This window comes from Pontibacter brevis (assembly GCF_054779655.1).
This window is the reverse complement of sequence record NZ_BAAGXV010000052.1, coordinates 1-11620: the sequence shown is the minus strand read 5'-3', so window position 1 is coordinate 11620 and position 11620 is coordinate 1. Positions and strand designations below refer to the sequence as shown.

Sequence of the window (11620 nt, the reverse complement as noted above, 5' to 3'; positions counted from 1 at the left end):
GTGGCAGTAGGGGCAGTTTACCTGGATAGTTATCTCGCACATAACTTCCTATAAACACCCTTGCTGCCATACTTATTCCAACATCATACATTCTAGAACACAGCCGGAAATTGAAATCAAGAATATCCCAGAACTCCTGATCTGTATACTTGAGGTCGAGCACCAGCTTGCGGTTGTTTACATAACTGTTAACTGTTGTGAAGACCGAATTTATAGAAACCATTTCAGGCGTTTGCAGGGTACGCACGTTCCTGCTGAGGAAATGGTAACAGAAAGGCCCGCTGCTCGTATACCCGCCTTCTATTTGCTCCCGCATCGTATTCACGAAAAGCAAGCGATCTGTTTCCCGCTCCGGCATTTGAGGACCAAAAGCATAGTCAAAAAGCGATGTTGCCACCATCAGCACCATCAAAGTAAAGCTGATGCCGAAGAGGCTGATGAAGGTAAAGAACTTGCGCCGCAAGAGCACCTTCCAGGCTATTTTAAGATAGTTCTTCAACATGACTTTAAGCTTTTTGGAAGTCGTATAACCTTGAGTCAGAAACCTGCTGGTCATCAAAGAAACGCACCAGTCGCTCTGTCTTCAGGGCCATCTGCTCATCGTGCGTCACCATCACGATCGTCGTAAACTCCTGGCGGTTCAGGTCGAGGAGGATCTGCATGATTTCATCGCCCATCACGGAGTCCAGGTTACCTGTCGGCTCATCGGCCAGGATAATTTCCGGCATGCCAATGAGGGCGCGGGCAATGGCCACCCGCTGGCGCTGCCCGCCCGAGAGTTGGCTGGGGTAGTGGCCGGTACGGGAACTGAGCCCTACTTTCTCCAGTGCTACCTGCGCCCGCTTCCGGCGGTCAGAGGCCGATACATGAGGACGGTAGAGGAGGGGAAGCTCCACATTGTCCAGCACGCTCAAATCCTGGATCAAGTGGTAGCTCTGGAAAACGAAGCCTATCTTCTCGTTGCGGAGGTGCGCCAGTTCTTTGTCTTTATAGGAAGTAATTGGCATTCCCCCAATTTCCACAGTGCCACTGGTAGGCACATCCAGCAGGCCCATGATGTTGAGGAGCGTACTTTTGCCGCAGCCTGAAGGCCCCATGATGGAAAGGAACTCCCCTTGTGGAACCGTCAGGATCACGTGCTGCAGGGCTACCGTTTCAATAGACTTTGTCTGGTAGACCTTCTCGATATTTTTTAGCGTTATCATCGTCTTATTTCTTCTTTCTAATGTATCTATTAATGCTGATTTACTCTTTGGCTATTGTGTGACCGGGCTAGCGAACATTTTTGAGTTTCAGCCCTCCCTGCATGTTCACAAACATGTACTGCACCGCACCGTCTTCTTCCAGAAACTCAACTGTTGTTTCAGACCCTTTTATGATGAACTTGTTTTTGGAAACATGAGTGAACTCTGTTTTCTCTGCATCACCAGGTGCTAAGCCAAACAGCTTTCCGGCTTCTGCCGATACTTTTATCTGGAACTGCTCATTCAGCTGATAAGTACCAGCGTACCGACTCAACTCTTCATCAGCGGTAATTACACCTGAAGTTTCAGATTGATCTTGTTTGGCGTTTAAACTCACCATGGCATGGGTAGCTTCAAGGTTAGTTTCCGCAAATAGCGGTTCAGGTACCAACAGGCACATTAAAATTAACTTTTTCATAGTTGTAGGTTATATGGTGGATAGTAAATTATTCTTTGCTTAAAGCTATTCTTCATCTTTCTTACTCAACAGGACTTCCTGCTTTTTAAAATCATAGAGTGTCAGCTGCCGCAGGTTGTAAAAAGCTTCCCAGAACTCGCTGAGCGAGGCAATGTATGCCCGCCGGGCCTGGTCTTTCTCCGTCAGGGCAATACCTAAATCCGTGATGCTGATGCGCCCAATCAGGTAGATGCTTTTGGCGATGTCGTAGCGTTCCTGGGCAATGTCAGCGGCTTCGGCTGTTACCTTGATGCGGTTTCTGAGCATGTTGTACTGGTTCACCTGCGTGATAACAGCCTGCTCAAAGCTTGCTTCCTCCTGCGCCACAGTGTGCTGCACCAGCTTCCGGTCAAGGGCCGCTACTTTATAGTTAGCGCGCTGCCGTCCCCAGTCCAGCAGTGGCATGCTGAACCCAATCTGCACGCCCTGCTGGTTCTCTGGTTGCCGGTAAATGTCTCTCCAGTTCTCGCCACGGTTGGTAAGCCCGAAGGTGGCGTAAACGCTGGCGTTAAAGCCATTGTCACCTTTTGCTTTGGCTACGCCGCTCTCTGCCTCAAGCAGGCGTCGCTGAAAGTTCAGGTTTTCTTTCCTGTTCTTGAAGGCTTCTGACAAGGCAACAGCGGTCTGTACATCAGCTGTGGGTATGTGCTCCGGCACCACTAGCTGTATTTCCAGGCTGTCGCGCAGGCCCACGTAAGTCTTCAGGGCAAGCAGGGCGGTTTGAGCATCCAGTGTTGCCTGCGCCTGCGCCAGCGTCAGGCCTACCTCTGAGTAGTTGTTGGACACGGGCTGAAACTCCAGGGTGCCGTCTGGCTGCGTTACCGGATTGATGGTGCGGCTGAAATCGGGGAGAATACCTTCTATGCTGAGCTGTGGCTTATAACCCGCCTTGAAGCTGCGCCATTGCCAGTAGCTGGTTTCCCGCTTTGTCTCCACCTGCCGTGCCACCGCCGACTGCTCCTGCGCCATTTCAATTACTTCCTGCAGGCGCAGCTGGCGCACAGTAGGTTGCGCGAAAAGCAACGCAGGTAATAGCAGGAGGCACACAAACAACAAACAGTAGGTTAATTGGCTTTTCATAGTTTTAGATTTTGAGTAGCGCGATGCACGTATTTCGTATTTGGGGTTTCGTATTTCGTGATTCGTAGCACGTGAAAGAGTTTGTTGTTTGGGCGTTTCATAGCTCAGAAAGGCGGTTCGGAAGAAGAGGTCCTGATACTTGATGCGTGCTATATGATTCAGAAAGCTTACTTCAGGCTGATTGACTTCAGGTGCTCGTAGTCTTCCAGCGAGGAAATCACTATTTCATCTCCTGGCTGCACGTTGCCTTCTATCTCGATGAAGTCTGTATTACTTGCCCCGGTGGTGGCATGTATCTGTACCAACTCATCGCCACGCACCACATATAATCGGCTGTTGTTGCTGGCACTGCTAAAGTTGGGGCCGTTCTTCACCCGGAGCGTGTTGGGCTTGGTGGCCGTAGTCATGTACACGTCCACGCGCAGGTTAGGGCGCAGCACCTTATGGGCATTTTCATCCAGCTCCACATAAAAGGTAACCGTTCCGTTTGTGACTGTCGGCTCTATAGCCGCAATAGTGCCTTTCAGGTCGGTGTCGTTGACACGTATCGTAGCCTCGCCACCTGCCTGTAGCTGCTCCGCAAAAGCGTCTGACACAGCTGCTTTTACTTTAAAGCTGCTCAGGTCAGCGAGACGTACAATTACATCTCCCGCGTTCACGTTGCTGCCTATTTCATCCTTCACCCAAGTAACCACCCCCAGGTGTGTCGCCCGTACCTCGGCCTGCTCCATTTTGCGCTCCAGTTCTTCTATAGAGCGGCCCTGCATGGCTAGTGTAAAACCAAGCTCCTGTTCGTCAGCTTTCAGCAGCTCCCGCTCGCTGGCAATGTCACGCTCCAACTGGGCCAGTTCCTGTTGCGCTATTTTCAGGTTCAGTTCAGCCTGCTTGACCTGTTCCTGTGTGCCGCCACCAATTTTAAGCAGGTACTGCTCATTCTCAAGGCGGGCCTGCAGGCTTTTCACGCTCATGCGCTTAATAGCCAGCTGCGACTCCAGGGTATTTAGTTTTTTCTGTAACTGTAGCCGGAGCTGCACCCGCTTGTGCTGGTTCATTTCCTGCTCGTCTTTCAGCTTGTCGTAGGATAGTTGGGTGAAAGATCTGTCCAGCAGCAGCACCTGGTCGCCAGGTTTTACCTTCTCTCCTGATGTTCGCAGCACCTGCTCGATGCGGGCCTGGATGGGGCTGGTAATGGCCTGTTCATGCTCTGGTACCACCACGCCGGTAGCGGTTAAGGTGGCTACCACAGGCCAGCTTTCCACTACTGCCGTCCTGATTTCGCTGCGGCTTATACTCGGAGTGATAAGGTTCCTGAAACCAAACATGGCTGCTGCCACCAACGCGATAGCGACACCAATTTGCCAAAAGCGCTTGCGCTTGTTGGCTTGTTTTGTAGCGGCTGATAGTTCCCGATCCATCTTGTTTTTCTAATCTGATTCAGAACTATATAGCCAATTCATATGCCATAAACACATGACATTGAAATACAGTATTTTAATGTTAAAAATGACGTTTTTTTGCAGTTGGGCAGGTGTTCAATATTGAACAGGTTGTTCGGTTTTAGGAGGAGGCAATTACATAAAAGCAAACCGGTTGCTAATAATGTTGCAGCGCAGTAACAACGAGGCCTGTACCATCTTAGCCTTCGTTGTTGAGGAAGTTCCAATAACGGCGGTAACAGCGGACTAGGCATTCAACTATTTATTGGAAGCAGTATTCACAGGATATGAGGAAGAGCAGGTTAAACTTTCAGTTACACCAGCCTATACAAAACACAAGCGTCGACCCCTAGAAGAGAGCCGACGCTTGTGTTTTAGAACTTCTGTGCTGCTGTATTGCTACTATCCCGCAAGCTCTTTATAGCGCTTCAGGGCTTCAATGTAGTAATAGTCGCCGTAGGTAAGCGGCACATCTACCTCGGTGCCTGCCGGCATGTGGCCTACGCCGTGCTTTAGGATGAAGCCGCCGTTTGTGCCGGGAGCAGCTTTATACTCGTCTGTCGATAAATTGCGGATGATGGTTTCTGCCGTGTTGAAATATTGCTGGCCTTTTGTTTTGTCTACATACTGGCTCAGTTCCAGCAGGGCAGAGGCTATGATGGCGGCGGCAGAGGCATCGCGCAGTGCATCCGGAATGCGGGGAGCATTAAAATCCCAGTACGGGATTTTGTCTTCCGGCAGGTTCTCATGGTTCAGCATGAAATCAGCAATGCGCTGCGCCTGCTGCAGGTACTTCTCATCTTTCGTCTCGCGGTAAACATCAGTGAAGCCATACAGTCCCCAGGCCTGCCCTCTTGCCCAGGCCGACTCGTCTGCCGCTCCCTGTGCTGTTTTCTTTTCCTGTACCTCGCCGGTGTTCGGGTTATAGTTGATGACGTGGTAGGTGCTGTTGTCCGGGCGGAAGTGGTTTTCCATAGTGGTGTTGGCATGCGTTACCGCAATGTCGTAGTACGTGGAGTCTCCTGTTTCTTTTGTTGCCCAGAAAAGCAGGTCGAGGTTCATCATGTTATCGATGATGACGATGAAGTCTTCCGGCTTGGAATCCCAGGAGCGGATAGCGCCAACCTGCGGGTTGAACCGGGAAGCCAGCGACCGCGCGCTGTTCAGCAGCACCTGCTTGTACTCCGGAGACGGCTTGATGCGGTTGGCGTTGCCAAAGCTGTCGAACATCATAAAGCCCAGGTCGTGGGTGGAGGTATTGTACTGCTCTTTTTCGAGTAACTTCAGTACGCGCATCGCCTCTTCGTATAATACCTGATCGCCGGTTTCCTCATAAAGGTATAAAAGCGTGCCCGGGTAAAATCCGCTGGTCCACCATTCGGAGTTGCTTGTTTCCAGGTAGTCTCTTTCTTCATGAAATGTTTTCGGAAGTTTGTCTTCCGGAAGCCGGGACATCAGTACCTTGTACTGGGCAGCCGCATCCTGGAAAGCAGAATCAGCAAGAGACAAGACCTCCTGTGTTGGGTTCAGGTCCGCTACCTGTGCTCTTTCGCTGCTGCTGCAGGCAGTGCCCAGGCATACGCTGGCAACCAGGAGGGCCTTCGCGTAGAATCTTTTGTGTTGCATAAACTCGGGTGTGTTATCAGGTTAAGTTGATTTTGTCGTTTCGCCTAGCGGATTTGGTTCAAGTACGTTTACAACCGTCACCGGAAGCAGAAACTCTTGGCATAAAATTAAATATAGGGAATTATAGAATTCCTCCAGCAATTTATTCCGTGGATTTAAAGTTGATAACCAGTTGATGGGGCGTGGGTGGCTGAAAGCGGCATGCATTTCCGCGCATCTTTTCTTAATTTGCCTAAAACCGATAAATAAAACTATGACATATAAAGAAAGACTAGCTGCCATCCGCAGCCAGATGAAAGGAGAGGGAGTAAGTGCTTATATTATCCCTTCGGCAGACCCGCACATCAGCGAATACTTACCAGACAGGTACAAGTGCATTGAGTTCGTCTCCGGCTTTACCGGCTCGGCGGGTATCCTGGTGATAACAGAGGACTTTGCCGGCCTCTGGACCGATGCCCGTTATTTTGTGCAGGCAAAGGAGCAGTTGGCAGATACAGGTTTTGAGTTGGTGCCCCTGCAGGCACAGGCTTCGCCAGAGTATATACAGTGGCTAGGGGAGCGCCTGCCAGAAGGAGCCACAGTGGCCTACGATGCAAAGCTTATTTCGGTAGGGCTGGCCCTGTTGCTGGAGGCGCAACTTGCGCCGCTAGGCATCAGCCTGAACAGCGACCGCGATTACCTGGAGTCCATCTGGCCAGACAGGCCCGGGCTGCCTACGGCACCTGCCTTCCTGGTAGGCGAGGAAAGAGTAGGGGAGTCGCTGCAAAGCAAACTGGAAAGGCTGCGGGTAGCCCTTAAAAAGCTAAGAGCAGATTACCACCTGATTTCTTCGCTCGACGACATGGCCTGGCTATTCAACATGCGGGGCGCTGATGTGAAGTGCAACCCGGTGGTGCTCAGTTTTGCCCTCATCAGCCAGGACAAGGCGATGCTGTTTATGGATGCCGCCAAGTTTACCCAGGAAGAGCAGGAAGCGCTGCAGGCGGCCGGTGTTGAACTGGAGCCTTATGACCTGGTAGAGAAAGCCATCGCCTTCCTGCCAGCCGCTTCCAGCATCCTCATCGACCCGAAACGTAATTGCTACGCCCTCTATAAGCTGCTGCCAACTGCTGTGCGCGTGGTGCAGGATACGAATCCTACTACTTTCTTTAAAGCGCTGAAAAATGAGGTGGAAATAGAGAATACCCGCAAGACCATGGTGAAGGACGGCGTGGCGCTGACGCGTTTCTTTAAGTGGCTGGAGGAAAACGTGGGAAAAACCAAAGTAACAGAACTTTCGGTGGCTGCTAAAGTGCGTGAATTCCGGGCAGAGCAGGAAGGCTTTGTGGGCGAAAGCTTTGATACCATTGCCGGCTATAAAGCACACGGTGCCCTGCCACACTACCGGGTGACGCCAGAAAGCGATGCCGAGCTGCAGCCAGACGGCCTGTTCCTGCTGGACTCCGGTGGCCAGTACAACACCGGTACCACCGACATTACGCGTGTGGTATCGCTGGGCAACCTGACGGAGGAGGAAGGAATTGACTATACGCTGGTGCTGAAAGGAATGATTGAGGGCTCTACTGCCCGATTCCCGAAAGGAACGCCCGGTTACCAGATTGATGCCATCACCCGCAAGCCGCTCTGGGACCATGCCCGCAATTACGGCCACGGCACCGGCCACGGAGTCGGGTTCTTCCTGAATGTGCATGAGGGGCCGCATGTGCTGAACGCCTCTGCGACACCTGTTGCTCTTGCTTTAGGGATGATATCTTCGGTAGAGCCTGGCATTTACCGCACCGGCAAGCATGGCATCCGCATCGAAAACCTGGTGCTCACGGTACAGGATGAGGCGAACGATCTCGGGGATTTCTATACCTTCGAGCACCTCACCCTGGCCATGATTGACACCACACCGGTGAAGAAGGAACTGCTGGAGACGCGCCAGGTAGAGTGGCTGAATGCCTATAACCAGCGGGTAGTGGAGCAGCTCGGCCCACACTTGTCCGGGGAGGAACTGGACTGGCTGAAGCAGAAAGCAAAAGCTATTTAGTTGTTAACCTGATTCTCACACCATCGCTCTTTCTGCCGGAAGGCGCAGGCAGAGCGATTTTTTTTTTGCCCCTGTCTCAGGGGGCTGAAGAGAGCACCACGCCTGCATATAATTTCCGGTCAGTTTTATACTTGATGATTTTATAGTTACTTTAAAGCCGTGAGAGATTATTTGCTGTTTATAGATACCGAAACAACGGGTATCCCTAAAGACTGGAACGCCCCTTATACAGATAATACCAGCTGGCCGTGCTCTGTGCAGGTGGCCTGGGCCATTTATACCAAAGACGGCCAGGAAGTAAGAACAGTAAATTACTATGTGCGGGATGACAATTTTGAAATCTCTCCGGCCTCTGTCAAAATCCATGGTATCACCAAGCCCTTTCTAAAGGAACATGGGGTGTCGCGGGAAGAGGTGCTAACCCATCTTGCAGCAGACCTGAACCAGTACCAGCCGCTGGTAATTGCCCACTATATGCAGCTGGATTACCACATGGTGGGGGTCTGTTTTCACAGGGCCGGTATGCACAACCCTTTGCCGGAACTGCCGCTTTTCTGCACCATGCGCGCTTCCTCCTCTTTTATGCTACGGCTACACCAGCGTTTCCTGCGCCTGGGCGAGATGTACGAGCGGCTCTTCAACGTGCCGCTAGAGCATCAGCATAATGCCATGGTCGATGCCCAGGCTACGGCAAAATGCTTCTTCGAATTACTGAAACGCGGAGACATAGATGAAGAGATGATTCGCAGCCAGAAAGCTGTTCCAGATGTCGCACCGGCTGCAAAAACGAAAACCGGTTGCGGCGTTAGCGTATTAGGTATGTTTTTAATTTCCCTGTTGCTTAGTTACTGGATATGAACAATCAGCTAGAATTTCTAAAAACGGTACAGCCTTTTAATGTGCTCTCTGACGATGTGCTACAGGGGGTGGCAGAACTGTTGCAGGAAGTAAGGTATACCAAGGATACTCCTATCTACCACCAGGAAGTGACCAAAATGCGGGGGGTGGATATCATCGCCGAGGGGGAGTACGAGGCTTTCTTTTATGACAGCGATCACAACAAAAGGGTAATAGAGTATCACCACAAAGGCTACTGCTACGGTGGTGTTTCTGTGCTGCTCAACCGGAAAAGGTCGCTTCGTTCGGTTATAGCCAAAAAGGGAACGGTCGTATACTTCCTTCACCGCCGTGACTTCAGGGCGCTTTGCCAGACTAACGAGGAATTCTTCCAGTTTTTTACCGCTGAGTTTGGCAAGCGGATGATAAACGATGAGTACGCGCATTTTGTAAAAAAGCCGACCACCATTGAGCAAAATTACATTGCTTCAGACCAGCTTTACTCCCGAAAGATTGAAAGCATCGAGTACCGAAGCCTGGTTTCCAGTCCTGCAGACACACCCATCTATGAAGCAGCAAGATGGATGGCTGAGCAGAAAGTCAGCTGCCTTTTTGTGAAGAACACGCAGGGCAACATCATTGGTTATGTAACGGATATCACACTGCGCGATAACGTGGTGGCCCGGCAGGTCAATGTAAGCGAACCGGTCAGCAGCATCATGGACAACCCTATTGTGTCAATCAATACACAGGCCTATGTGTATGAGGCCATCCTGCTCATGTTCCGGACGCAGACGCGCTATTTACTGATCGAGGAAGACGGAGCTTATCTGGGCTTTATCAGCCGGAACAAGCTGCTGAGTGAGCAGGCGCAGTCGCCGTTTATGTTTATCCAGTCGGTAAGGCTGGCCCGCTCTGTGGAGGAACTCAAGCGCAGGTGGGAGAAGGTGCCGGAAATTGTGTACCAGCTCCTGAGCCGTGGCGTAAAGCCGGAGATTGTGAACCAGGTAATCACGACTGTATCGGATACCATCGCTCTGAAAGTGATTGAGAGTGTGATTGATGAAATGGGTACACCGCCTGCCAAGTTTGCGTTTATAGTGCTGGGCAGTGAGGGCCGTAAAGAGCAGACGCTTAAAACCGACCAGGATAACGCCATCATCTACGAAGACAAAGCGAACGAACAGCGCGAGCTGGTGCGGGAGTATTTCCTGGCTTTTGCGGAGCAGGTATCGGAGCGGTTGGATAAAATTGGCTTCAGCTTTTGTACCGGGGGCTATATGGCCAAGAATACCAAGTGGACGCACTCGCTCTCGCACTGGAAGCGCAACTATGTGAGCTGGATGAAAGAGCCGGACCCGGACAAGGTGATGAAATTCTCGGCTTTTTTTGACTGCCGCTACATTTATGGCGAGGCCGCCATTGTAGATGAACTGAAAGCGTTTCTGGATGAAGAACTGCAAAAGCCATTGGGCCGTTTTCTCTTTCACATGGCCAATAATGCCATGCAGTACGAGCCACCGCTGACTTATTTCAAAAACATAAAGACCTTTACCGTTGGCAGCCAGGAGGTATTCAACATAAAAAAAGCCATGACGCCTATTGTGGACCTGGTGCGGGTATATGCCCTGCAGCACCGGATCTTTAAAACGAATACCGGGGAGCGCCTCGAAGCCCTCATGGAGAAAGGTGTTTTCAAAGAAACAGAATACCAGGAACTGATGCAGTCGTACTACTATCTCATGAGCATGCGGTTAAAGAAGCAGGCCGTGCAAATCATCCACGACAAATCTGAGCCCGAAAACTACATCGACATCAGGAGCCTGACAAAGATAGAGCAGGTTACCCTAAAGGAGATTTTTAAAACCATTGCCAATTTCCAGACCAACATCAAGGTTCAATTCACAAATGCCTTGTTTGGGTAAGCCCGCTGGTACACTGGAAAGAAGAAAAATTCAGAGAACATGGCTGAAGAAGCTGCCGCACCCTTTGACTTGGAGAAACACTATAACCAGCTGTGGGCAAGCTCTTTGAAAGAATTTAAGGCAGGCAACTTTGAGCTGGATTTGCTGATTGATGCTGGAAATGACACCAGGTTTGGCATTACACTTCTCTTTCGGCCAGGGCAGGAGGTTCAAAACAGAATAAGGCAGTTTCTTCTGGAGCTACAGCAAATGGAGCCGGAGCAGTATTACTACCCGGACTCTGATCTACATGTCACGGTGATGTCTGTTATTTCCTGCCATACAGGCTTCTCCTTAGCTAATATCAGGGTAGAGGAGTATATTCAGTTGATTCAGCAAACTGTTCAGGACTTCAGCAGCCTGCAGCTTCATTTTCGAGGAGTGACAGCCTCTCCTTCCAGTCTTCTTGTTCAGGGTTTTCCTGAGGCTGATCAACTCAATAAGCTGAGAAACCGGCTTAGGCTTGGCTTCAGGAAAACTTCGTTACAACAGACGTTGGACTCCCGTTATGTGCTACAGACTGCGCATTGCACCGTGGTTCGGTTCAAAGCTCCGTTGCGAAATGCTGCAGCATTCCTGGAGAAAGTGCAGCAGTACAGGAACTGTGACTTTGGAAGTGCAGAAGTAAATGAACTTGAGCTGGTTTACAACGACTGGTACCAGCAGCAGGCCAAGGTGCAGGTGCTAGGTCGCTTTAATTTAAGTAATTGCATTGGTCTGTAACTTCATGGGTTTGTTTTGAGTCCCAGCGGGTCTTTTGCTAAGCGTGCTCCAAGTTGCCTTGCCAGGGTTATACAGCAGTTTTTGCAAAAAAACCAGCCTCTTTATAAGACAGTAGCTTAGGCTGTGTCTGATGAATCAAACGAAAGACCCTGTTAGCTTGTTAGTAAGTCATGAGACGATACGAGTTAACTGACGAACAGTGGGAGAAGATATCGCCTTTG

General features: G+C 50.6%; 10 protein-coding genes. 4 read left to right on the top strand and 6 right to left on the bottom strand.

Translation table 11 applies throughout. From position 1 onward, the window contains the following. The 6 genes from ACYVB1_RS13220 to ACYVB1_RS13195 all read right to left on the bottom strand — a co-directional run. Positions 1-502 (bottom strand): ABC transporter permease (locus ACYVB1_RS13220; RefSeq protein WP_460924248.1); only part of this gene is annotated, 502 nt, incomplete at its 3' end. 4 nt (positions 503-506) lie between these two features. Next, positions 507-1205, bottom strand: a complete 699-nt coding sequence (locus ACYVB1_RS13215; RefSeq protein ID WP_460924247.1) for an ABC transporter ATP-binding protein — start codon at positions 1203-1205, stop codon at positions 507-509. A gap of 67 nt (positions 1206-1272) precedes the next feature. After that, positions 1273-1662, bottom strand: coding sequence for a DUF3471 domain-containing protein (locus tag ACYVB1_RS13210; RefSeq protein ID WP_460924246.1), 390 nt, complete (start codon positions 1660-1662; stop codon positions 1273-1275). Positions 1663-1707: 45 nt separating this feature from the next. Continuing rightward, the gene (locus ACYVB1_RS13205; RefSeq protein WP_460924245.1) at positions 1708-2781 is read right to left on the bottom strand and encodes a TolC family protein; all 1074 of its coding nucleotides are present in this window, start codon (positions 2779-2781) and stop codon (positions 1708-1710) included. 167 nt (positions 2782-2948) lie between these two features. Next, positions 2949-4196: an efflux RND transporter periplasmic adaptor subunit gene (locus ACYVB1_RS13200; protein WP_460924244.1), complete on the bottom strand. Its 1248-nt coding sequence runs from the start codon at positions 4194-4196 to the stop codon at positions 2949-2951. Between the two features lie 423 nt (positions 4197-4619). After that, positions 4620-5843 carry a glycoside hydrolase family 88 protein gene (locus ACYVB1_RS13195; protein ID WP_460924243.1) on the bottom strand — a complete coding sequence of 408 codons (1224 nt, stop codon included), beginning with the start codon at positions 5841-5843 and terminating at the stop codon, positions 4620-4622. Between the two features lie 253 nt (positions 5844-6096). Here ACYVB1_RS13195 and ACYVB1_RS13190 point away from each other — a divergent pair, with 253 nt between their 5' ends. From ACYVB1_RS13190 to ACYVB1_RS13175, 4 genes are all read left to right on the top strand, one after another. Continuing rightward, positions 6097-7875 carry an aminopeptidase P family protein gene (locus tag ACYVB1_RS13190; RefSeq protein ID WP_460924242.1) on the top strand — a complete coding sequence of 593 codons (1779 nt, stop codon included), beginning with the start codon at positions 6097-6099 and terminating at the stop codon, positions 7873-7875. Between the two features lie 159 nt (positions 7876-8034). Then, entirely contained in the window at positions 8035-8733 is a 699-nt protein-coding gene (locus ACYVB1_RS13185) for a 3'-5' exonuclease (protein ID WP_460924241.1), read from the top strand. Further along, positions 8730-10637 carry a DUF294 nucleotidyltransferase-like domain-containing protein gene (locus ACYVB1_RS13180; RefSeq protein ID WP_460924240.1) on the top strand — a complete coding sequence of 636 codons (1908 nt, stop codon included), beginning with the start codon at positions 8730-8732 and terminating at the stop codon, positions 10635-10637. The genes ACYVB1_RS13185 and ACYVB1_RS13180 overlap by 4 nt, the downstream gene beginning before the upstream one ends. 39 nt (positions 10638-10676) lie before the next feature. After that, positions 10677-11399 carry a 2'-5' RNA ligase family protein gene (locus ACYVB1_RS13175; RefSeq protein WP_460924239.1) on the top strand — a complete coding sequence of 241 codons (723 nt, stop codon included), beginning with the start codon at positions 10677-10679 and terminating at the stop codon, positions 11397-11399. Positions 11400-11620 lie beyond the last annotated feature (221 nt).